The 14,086-nt window shown below is 64.8% G+C and carries 20 protein-coding genes; 1 reads left to right on the top strand and 19 read right to left on the bottom strand.

Going from position 1 to position 14,086, the window contains the following annotated elements; genetic code table 11:
- The 11 genes from AUL34_RS01650 to AUL34_RS23050 form a co-directional block, all read right to left on the bottom strand.
- Positions 1 to 396: a phage tail terminator-like protein gene (locus AUL34_RS01650; RefSeq protein ID WP_061930140.1), complete on the bottom strand. Its 396-nt coding sequence runs from the start codon at positions 394 to 396 to the stop codon at positions 1 to 3.
- Positions 396 to 1,052, bottom strand: coding sequence for a hypothetical protein (locus AUL34_RS01655; protein ID WP_061930142.1), 657 nt, complete (start codon positions 1,050 to 1,052; stop codon positions 396 to 398). The genes AUL34_RS01650 and AUL34_RS01655 overlap by 1 nt, the downstream gene beginning before the upstream one ends.
- Positions 1,049 to 1,390 carry a hypothetical protein gene (locus AUL34_RS01660; protein WP_061930144.1) on the bottom strand — a complete coding sequence of 114 codons (342 nt, stop codon included), beginning with the start codon at positions 1,388 to 1,390 and terminating at the stop codon, positions 1,049 to 1,051. The genes AUL34_RS01655 and AUL34_RS01660 overlap by 4 nt, the downstream gene beginning before the upstream one ends.
- Complete coding sequence (locus AUL34_RS01665) at positions 1,387 to 1,950, bottom strand: hypothetical protein (RefSeq protein ID WP_061930147.1); 564 nt, start codon at positions 1,948 to 1,950, stop codon at positions 1,387 to 1,389. Before AUL34_RS01665 ends, AUL34_RS01660 begins: the two co-directional genes overlap by 4 nt.
- 3 nt (positions 1,951 to 1,953) lie before the next feature.
- Positions 1,954 to 2,175, bottom strand: a complete 222-nt coding sequence (locus AUL34_RS01670) for a hypothetical protein (protein WP_061930150.1) — start codon at positions 2,173 to 2,175, stop codon at positions 1,954 to 1,956.
- 67 nt (positions 2,176 to 2,242) lie between these two features.
- On the bottom strand, positions 2,243 to 3,445 hold the full coding sequence (locus AUL34_RS01675; protein ID WP_061930153.1) for a phage major capsid protein: 1,203 nt from the start codon (positions 3,443 to 3,445) through the stop codon (positions 2,243 to 2,245).
- A gap of 31 nt (positions 3,446 to 3,476) precedes the next feature.
- Positions 3,477 to 4,145, bottom strand: a complete 669-nt coding sequence (locus tag AUL34_RS01680) for an HK97 family phage prohead protease (protein WP_061930156.1) — start codon at positions 4,143 to 4,145, stop codon at positions 3,477 to 3,479.
- A 9-nt stretch (positions 4,146 to 4,154) separates the two neighbouring features.
- Positions 4,155 to 5,453, bottom strand: coding sequence for a phage portal protein (locus AUL34_RS01685; RefSeq protein WP_082653074.1), 1,299 nt, complete (start codon positions 5,451 to 5,453; stop codon positions 4,155 to 4,157).
- A complete protein-coding gene (locus AUL34_RS01690) occupies positions 5,450 to 7,300 on the bottom strand; it encodes a terminase large subunit (protein WP_061930159.1) in 1,851 nt (616 codons plus the stop codon). The genes AUL34_RS01685 and AUL34_RS01690 overlap by 4 nt, the downstream gene beginning before the upstream one ends.
- Positions 7,278 to 7,673 carry a hypothetical protein gene (locus AUL34_RS01695; protein WP_061930162.1) on the bottom strand — a complete coding sequence of 132 codons (396 nt, stop codon included), beginning with the start codon at positions 7,671 to 7,673 and terminating at the stop codon, positions 7,278 to 7,280. Before AUL34_RS01695 ends, AUL34_RS01690 begins: the two co-directional genes overlap by 23 nt.
- Positions 7,674 to 7,808: 135 nt before the next feature.
- Entirely contained in the window at positions 7,809 to 8,183 is a 375-nt protein-coding gene (locus tag AUL34_RS23050; RefSeq protein ID WP_082653075.1) for an HNH endonuclease signature motif containing protein, read from the bottom strand.
- A gap of 224 nt (positions 8,184 to 8,407) precedes the next feature.
- Here AUL34_RS23050 and AUL34_RS01700 point away from each other — a divergent pair, with 224 nt between their 5' ends.
- Positions 8,408 to 8,662, top strand: a complete 255-nt coding sequence (locus AUL34_RS01700; protein WP_061930165.1) for a helix-turn-helix transcriptional regulator — start codon at positions 8,408 to 8,410, stop codon at positions 8,660 to 8,662.
- Between the two features lie 179 nt (positions 8,663 to 8,841).
- Here the strand turns inward: AUL34_RS01700 and AUL34_RS01705 are convergent, their stop codons facing one another.
- Genes AUL34_RS01705 through AUL34_RS23060 form a run of 8 tightly spaced genes read right to left on the bottom strand, consistent with a single transcriptional unit; the run spans position 8,842 to position 14,005 of the window.
- Positions 8,842 to 9,339, bottom strand: coding sequence for a hypothetical protein (locus AUL34_RS01705; RefSeq protein WP_061930168.1), 498 nt, complete (start codon positions 9,337 to 9,339; stop codon positions 8,842 to 8,844).
- Complete coding sequence (locus tag AUL34_RS01710) at positions 9,339 to 9,581, bottom strand: hypothetical protein (protein ID WP_061930171.1); 243 nt, start codon at positions 9,579 to 9,581, stop codon at positions 9,339 to 9,341. Before AUL34_RS01710 ends, AUL34_RS01705 begins: the two co-directional genes overlap by 1 nt.
- A complete protein-coding gene (locus AUL34_RS01715; protein WP_061930174.1) occupies positions 9,578 to 10,522 on the bottom strand; it encodes a toprim domain-containing protein in 945 nt (314 codons plus the stop codon). Before AUL34_RS01715 ends, AUL34_RS01710 begins: the two co-directional genes overlap by 4 nt.
- On the bottom strand, positions 10,512 to 12,017 hold the full coding sequence (locus AUL34_RS01720) for a DEAD/DEAH box helicase (RefSeq protein WP_061930177.1): 1,506 nt from the start codon (positions 12,015 to 12,017) through the stop codon (positions 10,512 to 10,514). The genes AUL34_RS01715 and AUL34_RS01720 overlap by 11 nt, the downstream gene beginning before the upstream one ends.
- Positions 12,014 to 12,655, bottom strand: coding sequence for a helix-turn-helix domain-containing protein (locus AUL34_RS23055; RefSeq protein WP_370539015.1), 642 nt, complete (start codon positions 12,653 to 12,655; stop codon positions 12,014 to 12,016). Before AUL34_RS23055 ends, AUL34_RS01720 begins: the two co-directional genes overlap by 4 nt.
- Positions 12,652 to 13,557 carry a ParB/RepB/Spo0J family partition protein gene (locus AUL34_RS01725; RefSeq protein ID WP_061930180.1) on the bottom strand — a complete coding sequence of 302 codons (906 nt, stop codon included), beginning with the start codon at positions 13,555 to 13,557 and terminating at the stop codon, positions 12,652 to 12,654. Before AUL34_RS01725 ends, AUL34_RS23055 begins: the two co-directional genes overlap by 4 nt.
- A complete protein-coding gene (locus AUL34_RS01730; RefSeq protein WP_061930183.1) occupies positions 13,554 to 13,775 on the bottom strand; it encodes a hypothetical protein in 222 nt (73 codons plus the stop codon). Before AUL34_RS01730 ends, AUL34_RS01725 begins: the two co-directional genes overlap by 4 nt.
- A complete protein-coding gene (locus AUL34_RS23060) occupies positions 13,772 to 14,005 on the bottom strand; it encodes a helix-turn-helix transcriptional regulator (protein ID WP_061930186.1) in 234 nt (77 codons plus the stop codon). The genes AUL34_RS01730 and AUL34_RS23060 overlap by 4 nt, the downstream gene beginning before the upstream one ends.
- Positions 14,006 to 14,086: the final 81 nt, after the last annotated feature.

Below are 14,086 nucleotides of genomic sequence, written 5' to 3' on the forward strand. Positions count from 1 at the left end.
CTATCCGATGATGACAGTTGCGTAGGGAACGGTGATCTCGAGGCGGAAGTATCCAGCCACCTCGTTCCGGTCGTCCGAGGCGGGCGACTGCGGCGCATAGCACTGCACCCCGTCGAACGCCGTCCCGCGGAACAGTGTCGTGAGGTCTTCAAGCCATCCGCGCCCCTCGTCGGTGCTCCGGCCGGCCTTGATGTGGAGCCGCAGGCGGAACCCACCCTCCTCCAGGAACTCGTCATCGCTCTGCCACTGCGATCGCGACCACGGGAAGTCCAGAAGAAGCCAGGGGCCGCCGTCGTCGGGCATGCTGGACGAAACGTTCTCGGTCACGATCGGACAGCGGTCGAAGCTGCCCCGCAGCCGCGCCTCCACAGCGGAGATGACCGAAGGGTGCGCCATCAGTACGGCCAGACGATAATGGCCGGATGGGAATAGCCCGTCGCGGCGTCGTAGTTGTTCAGAGTGTAGAGTATCCGGGCGACCTCGCCGAAGCGGGTCTGGGCCACCACGGCGACAGCGGCATAGACGCCGTCCGGTGCCTGATAGGACTGGCCGACGTCGGTTCGCTTGTGCTTGCGGAACTTGCGCCGGTCGCCGAAGAACGCCCGCTCGGAAACAGTGCGCTCGCGAGGCTCGATCTTCCGGGCATAAGGCTGCGTGTTGCGGAAAACGTAGCGCTCGCCGTCCGGCATGGGGCCGATCGCGTCCCAGGCGACGCCGTCGATCTCAAGGACGTGGCTGCGCTGATACTTTCCGGTCAGTCGCGGGCTCTCCAGGATCAGCTGCTCTCCGATCCACTCCAGGGCGCCGCGCACCGGGTCGAAGTTGGCGACGATCACGCCGTCGGGCCGGACACTCGCCAGCGGCGCGCCCTCCCGCCCGTCGACGTAGACGCGTGGCGTCGGATTGGCGCCGGTCAGCGCGCGGTTCGACTGCCGGATCTCAGTGATCCCGTCCTCTGCAACCTGGGCGAGGCGCGCCGAGCGCGCGGCCGGCGACTTCAGGTCGCTGGTGAAGACCGAAACCTGCCGGTTGAACGCCTCAAGCTTCATCATGCGCCGACTGCCAGACCGTCGTAGGCCAGGAGCATGTCACCGTCTCGGTGCGTCTGATCATCCGGACGACCGATGAAGGTCAAGCGGAGACCATCCACGAGCACGTCGTCACTCTGGCGAAGCGGACGGAAGCTCACCGGCACGTCCGACGCGAGGATCAGGATTTTACGCTCGATCGAGTTGTTGCCGGCGGAGACCTCGACTGGATCGCCGCCTGCGCCTCGGATGCGCGCGCGCACGTTCGGGACTTGGACTGGGGCGCCGTCGACATGCCGTTCGATCGTGACGCGCCGGCCGCCCATCTCGAAGAGCGCCGCATATTCGGCTGCGACGCTCACGAGAACACCCGGAGCGGCTGCAGCAGGTTCTCGACTGCTTGCGTGCGGACGCGGGCGACGAGCTCCGGACTGTTGAACTGGCGCGAGAAGGCGCCGTCGACCGTGAAGGCGCGAAGTCCGCCGTTCGCCTCGGTCGTGGATGCGAGGCCCATCGCCATGAGGATGACAGCAGCCTTCGCGTTGGCCGGCGGATCGTCATAACCGGCTCGGTAGAGGATCCTCACATCGTGACGATCCCCACGCACGTCAGGAAGATCGACTAGCTCAATCAAATCTTCGGGGGGAAGTGTCTGCATCACGCCCGCCGGGTCGATGTAGCGGACGCCAAGAACTTCGATCAGCGGCGGATACGGCAGTATGACCGGCCAGGGCCAGTCGCTCCCGCACCACTCGAGCAGCTGCACTCCAAGGCATCGCCCCAGCCAACCGGACGGCCCGTCGATGTGCGCCTGAGCGGCCGCGATCATCATCGTCACCAGCGGGTCATTTGCCGCATGAGCGCCCGGCACGTCAGCCGGCGTCACGATGGGCGCCGGCTTGTCGATGACGACGACGGTCATGGCTCAGGAGGCCTTGTCGGCGGGCTTGCGAGCTGCCTTGTTCGCGACCGAAGGAGCCACCTTGTTCGCGACGTTCGGGGCGGACTTCTCGCCCTCTTCCTCGACTTCTCCGGCAGCTCGTACTGCGCCAAGCGCGACAAGGCGCTCGAAGTCCGGCTTGTCGAACTCCCGCTCCGTGCCCTTGGGATCGCCGTCGAGAGGTTTGATCGTGATGGCTTTGATCATTGGTTCGCTCCTTCGGTTCATGAGAGGGGCGAGCACTTGGCCCGCCCCTCGTGATGAGCCGATCGGCTTAGTTGTTGGCGACGCGGCCGAGATCGCCGTAGACCAGCGCCTGGCGACGATAGATCGCGAGTGCGAGGCGTTCCTCGGCGCGGATCGTCACCTTGTTCTTGACGAAGTTGTCCTGGTCCTCGGTCGAGACGTCCACGGTGGCGTCCTGACGATCGAAGATCTGCGCAGCGAGGTTGAAGGCGCCGACGAGCGCCTTGTCGACGCCCATGGCCTGGGTCTCGACGACCGGAAGGCCCCAGAGGTTCTTCTGGATCGTGCCCTGCGGATTGCCGATCAGGTAGTTGCCGCCAGCGTCTTTCGAGAGTTCGATGGCCGCCATGTCGATCGGGTTCATCACGATGCCGTTCGCCGGGTACTCGGCCAGCGCGACCTGCAAGATCATCAGGCGGACGATGTCCACCTGCGTCGTTGCCGACAAGCTGCCCGCAGCCGCGTAGGCCGTCGCCGCCGTCACGAGGCCGAGCAGGTTCTGACCGGCGCCCGAGCCGTTGAGAAGCTGGGTCTCCTCGGCGAGCGACAGGCCGTAGCGCAAACGCTGGTCGATGATGGAACGCAGGCCCGGTGCGTCGGCAAGGATCTGGACCGACGTCCGCATCCAGTGCGCGATGGTCCGGACGGTGGCCGTCGCATCCTCGAACTGCAGTTCGGACTGCGGCTTGAGAACACCCTCGGCGACGGGGGCCGCGTTGTTCTGGAACAGCTTTTCCTGCTCGTACTCGATCGCATTACCGGCCGTCTGGCCAGGCAGCAGAAGCGATCGAACCGTCAGTCGGCGCTGCGGAAGCTCGACCTGAAGACCGCGGCGGTCGGAATTGACCAGCGCGCCAGCAGATCCCGGCGCGTCGGTCGAAAGCGAAGTGATGTCCTTGACCTCGACCAGCACGCGCCCGCGCGGACGGGTCTGGCCGGCGAACGCCTTGAACTGCTCGTCCTCGACGAAGCGTTCGCCGGCCGTGCGCGGGCCCTCGTTGCCGCTACCGCCGCGGGCCAGCTTCTGCTCCAGCTCGTCGAGACGCGCCTTGGTCTCGTTCATGCCGGTCAGAGCCTCGTCCGCCAGTTCCTTGGCGGCCTTCGACAGCGGCGTGCCCTTCTCGGCCTCGGCAAGCGCCTTCTCGGCGATCTCCTTGACCTTGTCATGCTTGGTTTCGAAGTCGCGCTTGACCTCGGCGGCCAGCTCGGCCGCGGTCCTCTGTTCCGACATGGGAACCTCCTGATCTGGTTGAAGCGGGCTTTCAGCCCTTCAAGGCGCGCAGGAATGCGACGCCGTCGTCAGCCGCTTCGGCAGGTTCCCCCTGCCCCTTCAGGTGGAGACGCGCGGCGCGCTCCGCCTGCGAGTTGGACAGGCCCAATCCCTTGAGCCAGGTCTCGAACTCACGCTCTGTCAGCCGGTCCCCGGCCTTCAGTCGTTCGAAAAGGTCGTGCGCAGCCTTGGCGGCCTTCACGCTCTGCACGACCGCATTCTCGTTGGCGCCGACCGACACGATGCTGACCTCGACGAGGTCGAGCTTCTCAAGCGTCCAGACGCTCGTCTCGGTGTCGACGCTGTATTCCTTGATCCGGTAGCCGATCGATAGACCATCGATGTCGCCCGCCTTCAGGAGCGCATGCGCTTCCCGGCCGCGCTGAACGTCCATGTTCAGCTTGCCCTTGAGGAGCAGCCCGTGCCCGTCCTCTTTCGCATCCAGCCACTTCCCGATCGGCTCGCTCGGATTGTGCTGCCAGAACAGCTTGGGCATCGTGCCCTTGGCCTGATGCGACTTGAGGCTGTCGGTGTAGGCGCCCGCCGCAATGACGTCGCCATAGGCGTCCGGCTCGCCGCCGAAAGTCGATCCGTAGCCTTCGAACTCGCCGCTGTCCTTCAGGGCCTTGATCTCGAGCAGTGGAGCGGTCGTCTTGTCCATCGTCGTCTCCTAAGCCTGCGGCGCGGCCGCCGGGCTCGAACCGCCCTCGCCGTCCGCCTTGGGCTTGATGGCCTGTGCCAGCGGGATGTCCTGCATCTGCACCGTGATGACGTCGCCACCGTCGACCGGGGGCAGGTTCTCTAGCGCCCGGCATTCGTTGCGGGTCATCAGGCCCATGCCGATCGCGCGCTCGTGCGCCTCGTACCGGCTGGCGGTGTCACCCCGCAGAAGGCCCTCGAGGTTGAACTCGATCGTGATGCCCTGCGCCCGGCGCTCCGCCAGCGACACCAGCTGTTTCGTCAGCGCCTGCTCGATCCGCTTCAGCCGCTTGCGCAGCGTGAACTTCTGGAAGCCGAGGACGTCGACTTCCTTGCCCGTTCCCCAATTCGAGGCCTTGTCGCCGAAGCCGACCATCGCGGGCGGGACACCGAACACCGTGCAGATCTGCTCGCCACTGAACTTCCGGCTTTCCAGCATCTGCGCGTCGACCGGATTGATCGAAAGCGGCACCCATTTCAGCCCGCCATCCAGCAGCATCGGAGTGCCTTGGCGGATCGAGCCCATGTATTTCGTACGGAGCTTGTCCTCGAGTTCCTGACGCTGGGGACCGGTCAACCGAACCGTGTCCGATGTGGACAGGATGCCGCTCGGGTTTACACCGTTCCTGAACATCGAGGCTGCGGCGACATCGGCGTGCACCGCTCCCTCGAAGACGCTGCGGCACACCGACAGCGTCGATGCCCCGGACAGAGCGTCACCGAGTGGCCCGCGGATGTGCAGGACGTCCTCGCCCCGGCGCACCACCCGGCTGCCGTTCTCGGTCCATTCGTACTCGATCGACCCGTCGTCGCGGCGGCGAGCTTTGACGAGATCCGGTCGGATGGGCGTCAGAGAATTGATGACCCCGCCAGCGCGGCGGGTGATGTCGGCGTAGGCGTTCCCCTCCAGCTCGAGGCTGGCAGCCATGACCTCCCAGAAATCGACTGCGGTCTGGTCGAAGTTCGGACTGTCGTGGAGCACGAAATAGAGCGGGTGATCCTTCGCCACCCGACGGATACCCTGCGCGTCCGTCCGGTAGACCATCAGCGGAAGGGATGCGATCGTTCCGGCGATCAGCTGAACGCATGCCCATGTCGCTGCGAGGCCGATGGCGCTCGATCCCTGCGCTGCTTGGAGGTCCCGATAGTCGGCGACGCTGACTTGATTGCGGACGAAGTTGTCGCCGTTCTCCGTCGATACATGACGCCCGTTGACGCGTTCAATGTCCTTGGTGCCGCCAAGGCGGAGAAGACGCTGGATCAGTTTCATGCGTAGCTCGCTATCCAGTCGTCGGCGTCGAAGCCGGTGCCGGCGTAGGAAACGGCAGCCCCCAACGCCATCGCGAGGGCGACCGCGCAGTCGATCTTGTTCGAGGCACGCTCTTTCGCGAGCCAGTAGTTCCCCCAGCGATCCTCGTCCGTCACCGCCGACATCATCGCCGAGATCAGGACCGGGTTACGCTGGATCCTGATCCGGCCTTCCAGAAGCGCGTCCTCAAGCTCGCGAACGGAGCCGGGCATCCAGAGGCCTTCCGGGTCGCGCCCGTCGGCTTCCGCCGCCTGCTTCATCGGCTCGTTCGGCTTGCCCTTCTTCGTGCCACCTTGGGGATGCTCGACGAACTCGACATCGATGCCGAGACGCTCGCATTCGGGCTCGAACCCGCGCCGGAAGGCGAACCGATCGTAGGCGAGGCACTGCACCCGGTAGGCGTTCGTGTATTCCGCCAGAGCTTGCGCCACATGGTCGAAGCGAATGCTGACCCCCTTCGGCGCATGCAGATGTCCGACGCGCGCCCATTCCTCGTAGGGCTGCTTGTCGCGAAGCGCGCGGGCGGCGATCGTGTCCCCAGGCGTCCAGGCCTCAACCCACGCTGCGAAGGTGGGCTTCTCGACCTCCTGCATCTTGCCATCGCGCTCGGCACGCACGGTCACCATGCCGGTCTTCACGACCGCGGCGAGCGCCGTAATGTCCTTGTTCTGCGACAGGTCGCAGCCGATCCAGACGTCCTGATCTCGGAATTGCGCCGGGTCGAAATTGTCGAGGGCTGGCTCCAGTACCGCCCGCGTCATCCACGCCGTTTCCGCCTCCGTCCAGGTGCAGAAGTGAAGCCGCAGGATACCGTTCAGCTTGGAGGGCATGGCCTTCGCCTGGGCGACGACGCCGGCCAGATATTCCTCCGTGATCGTCGTGCCGAGCAGCGGGTTTGCCTTCACCCAGCAGGACGGATCGTTCAGCGGATCGTCGCCGGGGTCGAGCGCGCAGACGTAGGAGAACGTCGTGTCGTCGATCCGCTCGCCGAGGTAGTGCGCATCGTCGTCCTTTGCGTCGACGTTGCCGGCCGCCACTCGGACCGCATGCTCGTGCTCCACCCAACAGACCGAATTGCGATCGGACCCGCTGTTGGTGATCATCAGCAGCAGCGGCTGTCGGCGGAACTTGAAGCCGCGCTCCAGGATCTCGATGATCCCGGCATCGGCATGCTCATGCAACTCGTCCACCAGCGCGAAATGAGGGCGCGGTCCCGAGCCGGTCTTCTTCGTCTCGCGCGACACGGGCCGAAAGAACGATCCGTTCCGGAGATATGCGAGGTTGAACTCTCGGCCGGGCCCGCCGCTCGTCTTGAGGCGCTTCTCCAGATCCGGCGACTTACCGACCATCTTCACCGCGTCGCGGAAGAGGATGCCAGCCTGCTCCTTTGTCGCGCCGGCCGAGTAGATTTCCGCGCCCGCCTCGCCGTCGGCCATCAGACCGTAGAGGCCGATCCCACCCGCGAGCGGGGACTTGCCGTTGCCCTTCCCCTGTTCGATGTACGCCCGTCGAAAACGACGCGTCCCGTCCAGCCGTCGCCAGCCGAACAGCGACCCGATGATGAAGTCCTGCGGCGGCTGGGATGCGAACGGCCGGTTCTCGAACTGGCCCTCGCTCAGCTTCAGCTTCGTCTCGAAGAACCGCAGCGCGCGGGCGGCACTCTCCGGATCGAACACAAGGTCGTCTCGCTTAAGGTCGTCCAGGTGTCGCCGGCAGGCATTGCGCACATGCGGCCCCGCAACGAGGTCGCCGGAAACGACGCGCTCGGCGTAGGCCGTCGCACGGTCAGTCGTCGAAGAACTCGTCACCGGGCTTGTCTTCCTTCTCGACCCGGTTCCGCTCGTCGGTGAGGCCCAGCTCGCTCATGTAGGCGCGCAGCTGACCGTGCTTGGCAGCCGGGAACTTGAGCGGCGCCGATCGAAACTCGTCCCACAGCTCGCAGAAGGCGATTGCAGCAGGCTCTCGCGACGCGTCCAGCCAGCCGGCCGGGGCGATGTATCGTTTCCAGGCATCGGCCGCATGGCCGCGCATCTGCTTCGGCTTCGTCAGCACCCCGAAGGCTTCGACAGCGCCTTCAACCGCCTCCCGAGCCTTCGCAGCAGCGCCATGACGGGTGTTGCGATGGGTGCCGTCGACGAGGCGCAGGTGCTCGGGTTTCGGCTTCGCGCCTCGGGTCGCCATGTTGATCAGGCCTCAAACATCAATCTGGCTTTGCGAGTTGTTAGTACCCCAAGCGGTGTCCGCCCCCAGGGGCCTCGACTTTCGACCTACCCCCCCTTTTGTGACCGATTTATCACACCTCGACATGACGAGGTCTCAGAGGGGCCAACCGTCTGCGCCGACCGGGGCTCGATACCGAAGACCGAACTGCTCGGCCGTCCGCTTCAAGTGATGCTCGGCGCACAGGCACCGGATGTTGTCGTCCTCGTCCTTCCCGCCTTGAGCCAGGGGGACGATGTGGTCGGGCACTGCGGCAGGCACGACGAGCCCGAGCGCCACGCAATCACGACATAAGGGCTCAGCTGCTAGGCGCCTGGCACGCTGCTTGACGCCTCGCCTTCCGCGCAGACGTCCGTCATGTGGGTCGTGATGCGCCATATCGGCTGCCAGCCCTCGAAGAGCGCAACGAAAACCCCGCCAAGCCGAAGCCAGACGGGGCCGAAGAATATTCGAATTTCGTGCATTACCCATTGCATCATACACGAAATTCGTGCATAAAGAACGGGTCAGGCAATTCCGCCTGACTGCAAAGGAGAAGGCAATGTCCTACGAGACAGCCAGCCTAATCCTTCAAGCCCTGAGCGTGATGATCGGTTTCGCGGCCCTCATCATCGCTCTGAGGTAAGAAGCGGCCGGGGGGCCTTCGGGTCCCCCGGTTGCAGCACCCAACATAGATCGCGAAGGGTTACCGATCAATGACGCTGCAAGAGTTCATCAGCCTTCGGAAGAAGCTCAACCTGACGCAGGGCGAGTTGGCCCACATCCTCGGGATGAAGTTGCGCGGCATCCAGGACATCGAGGGCGGCAGGACACCGCTGCGGACAATCCATATCCTTGCGATCGAGCGGGTATCCGAGAAGGAAGCTGCGGTCGCTCGAGATGCCACCCTCTTGGCGGACGGCGTCTACCCTGACATTCATCGTATCGTCTATGGCGTTCCACCGTCCTGACGTGGCGCCCTGGCGAGGGATCGAAGCCCCGCCGTCCTGATGCTGTCACTGGCGATTTCGCCAGTCAGAAACGTGAAAGGCCCGCCGAAGCGAGCCCTTCAGTCGCAGTGCGACACCTGAAGAAACACCTAGAGCATCCGTCACGAAAGGTCAACGGTCCTAACGGCAGGTATCTAGTCCTAAGCGGCAAATTTCATTGCGCGTGCAAGGTCGGTCAGATCCTGCTGCAACACGAACCCCATCTGCCGCTCGTCCGCCTGCTGCCGATACGTGGCCGCGATCTCGCGCGGCGTGCGCCCTTCTACGCAGTAGGACACCAGCCGCCGCATGATTGGGCCGCCCAGCTCGGCGCTGATCTTCTGCACCTCGTCGAGGGCAACCACACGTCCGTCGGGCATCCCGCGCCAGGCCCCCTCACCTCCACCTACGCCGATCGCAGACGAGCCCGCCGAGGCGATGCCAGCCTTCTCCCAGAGACGGGCGAACGATGACCCAGCGTGGTAAAGGGCGTTGCCCAGGCGGCCGTATCGCCATTCGAACGTGCCCGGGCGGCAGCGCACCTTCGTAGTCATGATGGCCTGCGTCCCCGTGCGGACGCGGCGCGGCTGGTAGACCGTGCCATCCGGGCCGGGCTTCTCGCCGTTGGGGTTCTTCTTCGGCTTCGATGGCTTAGCCATTACGCGACGTCTCCACCCAGGTCAGGACGATCTTTTCGGATTAGTCGCTCGCAACGAATGGCCTCGTAGGTGAGGTCCATGTCGACGCCGACGTAGCTGCACCGACGCTCCAGTTCGTCGAGTTCGGCATCCGTCAGGTGGTCAACTGCTTCCATCGCGTCGCACACACTATCGTTCGTGACGAGGCGAAGCTTGACCAATGCCATCGCCAAGCCGCCCACGTTGTCGTTCGTCGCCTTCATGGTCGCCCCTTCTTCACCCATTCGTCGTTCCAGTCGTGCCCCTGAAAGGGCGGCAGGCAGACGTCGGCGACGACGCCCTTCGCGGTCAGGCGCTTTGCCAGCCCGAAGGCCGCAGCCTGCCCCGTGTTGCTGGCGTCGTTGTCGCCGAAGATCATCACGTGTTGGACGCTTGCCGGCGGTATCCAGTTCTCCAGCAGATGAGCGGTCAGAGCCGCCCAGACCGGAATGCCGTCGTGAAGCCGGGACGCCGAGAGCGCCGTCTCTATCCCCTCAGCGATGCCCACGATGTCGTCGCAGGGCATCAGGCGAACCGCCGACCCAACAGGCGTCTCGCCGGGCATCATGACCCGAGGCCGCGCGAGCGGCGCCTTGAGGCCGTCATGTGTAAGATACGTGCGATGCAGCTTCGCCTTGCTGTCGTCGTGGGCGATCATCCGCGCGACCATGCAGTGGTGGTAGGTCGGCCGCTTGCCCTTGTCCTCCGTGTACCGCTCATCCGGCACGTACCGCAGGCATTCGGGAAACGACATCAGCCCGCATCGCTCGGACAGATAGATCCCGGCAGGGTCGATGGCTGTGATCGGTTTCGCCCGGCGCCAGAGCCGCGATGACAGCTCGGCGGCGCGCTTGTCCGTCAGCCCCCCGACTTTCTCAATGACGACCGCGGTTCCGATCAACGGCTCGATGCGGGCGGCCGCGGCCTTGAAGTCGAGGCCGAGAAACTTCTTCACGATCTCGATGCCGTCGCCGGACTGCGGATCGCACTGGCCGCAAAACCATGTGCCGTAACCGCCCTTGTCATCAAATCGGAAGCGATCCTTCCCCCCGCACATAGGGCATGGGCCGTGGGTGTTGCGGAGGAACTTCGACGCGATGCCGACCGCTGGCAGGATGCTCTGCCAACGACCCTTGCAGCGTTCCTTCAGGGGCTCAAAGCGCAAGGGTCGGGTCCTCCCGGCGCTTCTTTTCCATCCCCTTCGCGTACCGGATCTGCATGGATCGTATCCAGCCGAGGAAGGCCGCGTCCGGCTCCATCGGCTGGCGCTTTACCCCCATCTTGTCGGGGTACGATCCGTACCGATCGACGAACTTGGCGATGGCGTAGCCTGGCTTGTAGCCGCGCTCGTTCGCGTGCCACAGCAGCATGCCGTAGACCTCCTGCGGCGAATGCGGCGTCGGCTCCCGCCGCTTCTTCTCCTTTGACCCTTTCAGCGGAACGAGATCGCCGTCGAAGCACTCGATCCCGGATTGCTTCTCCGGGGCGAACCCGCAGCTTGGGCACTCGCGCACCCCAGCCGGCTTGAGCCGTGTGCAGCTCGGGCATTCCTTCGGGAGCGGCGTCGACTTCTCGCGCTTCGCCTGCGTCGAGGTCTTGGGCTTGCCGTCGTCCAGCCTGTCGTAGTGGATCTCGGACGGGAAGCCGAGGCGCAGCGTCGTGTCGCTGTGGTCGAGCACGAGGCAGTCGGTCTTGCCATCCGCCAACCGCAAGCCCCGTCCGATGATCTGGACGAACAGCATCTCGGACTTCGTCGGCCGTGCCAGGACGATACAGCGGACGTCCCAATCGACGCCAGTGGTCAACGTGCCGATGTTCACCACAACCTTGATCCGGCCATCGGCAAGGCGCTCGCCGATCGCGTCGCGCTCCTCGATCGGGGTGTTGGCGTCAACGTACTCGGACGGCACGCCAGCGGCTTCGAACTCGTCGGCCAGTCGCCGGGCATGCGCTCGATCGACGGCGAAGACGAGCGTCGGGCGCTCTTCCGCTTGGCGCAGCCATGTCGAGACGACGTCGCCAACCAGCGTCGGCTGCGACATCACCTCGGATAGGTCGCCCTCGTTGTAGTCGCCGGCCGTCGTGCGGACCTTCGACAAGTCGGGGTGCGACGGTGCGAAGACCCGATAGGGGGACAATCGCTTCGCCTCGATCAGCTCGGCCGCGGTCGCCATCACGATGAGGTCGTCGTAGTGCTTGCCTAGGCCCTTCGCCCATGGCGTCGCCGACAGGCCGACGAACGGGACGCGAGACCATTCCGGCATAGCCATCCACGTCCGCAGGAACTGGTACATCACGTGCGCCTCGTCGACGATGACGAGGTCCACTTTCGGCAGCGCCCGGCGGCTCAGGGTCTGGATCGAGCACACCTGGACCGGCTGCGTCGCATCCGTCAGTTCGTGGATACCCTGCATCACGCCGACTGCGTCGATGCCTTGCGCCCGCAAGACGCGGACGGTCTGGCCGATCAGCGAGAGGAACGGGACGACGAACGCAACCCGCTTGCCCTTCGCGAGCGCCATTTCGATGATCTTCGTGGCGAACAGCGTCTTGCCGGCGCCGGTCGCCGCCTGGACCATCGGTCGACGGCAGCCAGCCATGAGGGATGCGCGCAGAACCTCGAGGCCGCGCTTCTGGTGAGGCCACAGGTCGCCGATCAATGGACCGTCCCCCGCGTCGTGCGTGCGGTCAGTGCCCGGTGCCTCGCGTAGATGCTACCCGTCCAGCGTCGCGAAGAAATCGTTCCATGGGGTGAGGTTTCGGGCGGCATCGCAACACCGTCGACCGGGGCGGCAACGTCAGCCGATTGGGCTCGACGATCCGCAGCTCTCACCCCTTGGAACGACTGCTGAGTTTTCGGCTCGGCGCTGCCCGTAGTAGATATATACTCTATTCCCCGGAACCCCGGTTCCGGTTGCGATTTCGACGCTACCGGTAGTAGGGTTCCGGTTGCGAGCTTCGAAAGCTTCCGGTTACGAACCCCCTTTTCGGCGGCTGCGGCGACGTCGGAAGCTGCGAGATTGAAGTCCCGCGAGACCGTCAGGGCGATGGCGTCGCTTGTCCGCCCGCGCGCCCCAGCGCTGCGTTTCGTTCGGGAGATCAGGCCCATCCGCTCGGCAACAGCGAGCGTCTTCCGTACCTGACGCTCCGAGATCGACATGTCGGCCGCAAGCGTCGCTTGAGACGCCGTCGTTACGCCCGCCGGATTGCACCGGTCAGCGATAGCGCGCAGCAGGCTTTTCAAGGACGCGCTTTCAATCTTCTGTGCTCGCGCCCAGCGTATCGCCGACCCGCTCATGCGGCGCCTCCACGTGCTGGCGGTTTCTCGATCAACTCGTCTAGGCGGTCGATGATGGCGCGCACCGCCTCGCACCGCTGAGACAGCGTCGGACGTGACCGCACTGGGCAGGCAGCGAAGATCGCGTCGGCGGTCAACTCGGCCGTCTGCTCCGTCAGATCCACCCACGCGGCAAACTGGTCTACGGGTTCGGGTTCGGCGGCGGGCGGTCGCGCGCCGACGGATTTTGCTCGATCCTCGGCACGATCAGCCTTCTCGCTGATGACGAGGTCGCGTTTGGCGGATCGAACCTGTTCTTCGGCCGGGAGCTTCTTCAGCTTGTCGAGATATGACCCGGTGTCCAGCTTCGTGTGGCGGATGATGTCGAGAGCGTCCTGAGACACCTTCTGCCCACGTTCCGCATCGCGTTGAACAGCTCTCTCGGAGCGTCCGGTTGCGGCAGCGGTATCCGCTGTGAAGCGTTCACTTGAGGAGTTGCCAACTTGGCGACTGCTCGTGTGCTGGTTTTCTCCGTGCCGCGTCTCGGGATGGAGCGCTTCGTATGCTTCCTTCCTCCGCCGCGTGAACAGTGCTTGGTCGGACGGGCTGAGACGAGGGCCGCAAAGGTTCTCGTCGCACTCGGCGATCTGCCGCTCCAGCTCGCCCAAGGTGACGACGATCGCCGGGATCGTGATCCACTCAAGAGCCCGGCAGGCGCTGAGCCTGTGGAGCCCCGCGACAAGGCCAAACCCTGACACGGTGTTGGATCCTCGAATGACGGGGCGCTGGTAGACCGTAATCGGATGGAGCAAACCCACCGCCCCGATGCTGTTCATCAGCGTAGAGACTTGGGCCTCGTCCTCGTCCCGCAAACGCGTGCCGCGCTCGACGAGAGAAATATCGATTTCGTATGAGCCGTTCATTCCGGCGCCCCCTCGCGTGCGGGCGCACCCGTATGTGCGTGCGAAGCGTCCTGCTGAAGCGCGCCGTTGAAGATGGCGGCCAGGGCGCGGGCGTCGGTGGCCGATCGCGCGTGGTAGACGACGCGATCATTGTTGCCGAAGCGCAGCGTGACGAAAGCTCCGGCCTGGCCGGTCGTCACCTCGGCGCACTGGACGTTCTGAAGCTGAATGGTAATCACGCGGCGCGCCTCCGACCATCTACGATCGACGGCCAGTCCGACGCCTTGACGCGACTGTCGCTAAGCTTCTCAACCCGAGCCACGACAGTCGCGGGCGGAGCACGTTCGCCCACCTCCCACCGCTGCCAAGTCCTGGCCGGGTTCTTGCCGGAAATGCCGACAGCCGCGGCCGCCTCTTCCAGGGTGAGCTTGATAGCTGTCCGCCACTGCCTTGGTGTCATAGTCGCCATCGATCGTTAACCGTACGATCAGATAGCCGTATCGGCTTAGTGATTTCAAGAGCGACTTAGCCGAATTAGCCATATACATGC

The organism is Aureimonas sp. AU22 (assembly GCF_001463745.1).
GTDB lineage: Bacteria > Pseudomonadota > Alphaproteobacteria > Rhizobiales > Rhizobiaceae > Aureimonas.

What these genes read in the sequence shown, in the direction of transcription:
- AUL34_RS01675 (WP_061930153.1), bottom strand. Translation starts at nt 3,445, where the DNA reads ATGTCGGAACAGAGGACCGCGGCCGAGCTGGCCGCCGAGGTCAAGCGC.
- AUL34_RS01650 (WP_061930140.1), bottom strand. Translation starts at nt 396, where the DNA reads ATGGCGCACCCTTCGGTCATCTCCGCTGTGGAGGCGCGGCTGCGGGGC.
- AUL34_RS01655 (WP_061930142.1), bottom strand. Translation starts at nt 1,052, where the DNA reads ATGATGAAGCTTGAGGCGTTCAACCGGCAGGTTTCGGTCTTCACCAGC.
- AUL34_RS23050 (WP_082653075.1), bottom strand. Translation starts at nt 8,183, where the DNA reads ATGGGTAATGCACGAAATTCGAATATTCTTCGGCCCCGTCTGGCTTCG.
- AUL34_RS01680 (WP_061930156.1), bottom strand. Translation starts at nt 4,145, where the DNA reads ATGGACAAGACGACCGCTCCACTGCTCGAGATCAAGGCCCTGAAGGAC.
- AUL34_RS23055 (WP_370539015.1), bottom strand. Translation starts at nt 12,655, where the DNA reads ATGAGCGGGTCGGCGATACGCTGGGCGCGAGCACAGAAGATTGAAAGC.
- AUL34_RS01725 (WP_061930180.1), bottom strand. Translation starts at nt 13,557, where the DNA reads ATGAACGGCTCATACGAAATCGATATTTCTCTCGTCGAGCGCGGCACG.
- AUL34_RS01670 (WP_061930150.1), bottom strand. Translation starts at nt 2,175, where the DNA reads ATGATCAAAGCCATCACGATCAAACCTCTCGACGGCGATCCCAAGGGC.
- AUL34_RS01700 (WP_061930165.1), top strand. Translation starts at nt 8,408, where the DNA reads ATGACGCTGCAAGAGTTCATCAGCCTTCGGAAGAAGCTCAACCTGACG.
- AUL34_RS01685 (WP_082653074.1), bottom strand. Translation starts at nt 5,453, where the DNA reads ATGAAACTGATCCAGCGTCTTCTCCGCCTTGGCGGCACCAAGGACATT.
- AUL34_RS23060 (WP_061930186.1), bottom strand. Translation starts at nt 14,005, where the DNA reads ATGGCGACTATGACACCAAGGCAGTGGCGGACAGCTATCAAGCTCACC.
- AUL34_RS01705 (WP_061930168.1), bottom strand. Translation starts at nt 9,339, where the DNA reads ATGGCTAAGCCATCGAAGCCGAAGAAGAACCCCAACGGCGAGAAGCCC.
- AUL34_RS01695 (WP_061930162.1), bottom strand. Translation starts at nt 7,673, where the DNA reads ATGGCGACCCGAGGCGCGAAGCCGAAACCCGAGCACCTGCGCCTCGTC.
- AUL34_RS01710 (WP_061930171.1), bottom strand. Translation starts at nt 9,581, where the DNA reads ATGAAGGCGACGAACGACAACGTGGGCGGCTTGGCGATGGCATTGGTC.
- AUL34_RS01665 (WP_061930147.1), bottom strand. Translation starts at nt 1,950, where the DNA reads ATGACCGTCGTCGTCATCGACAAGCCGGCGCCCATCGTGACGCCGGCT.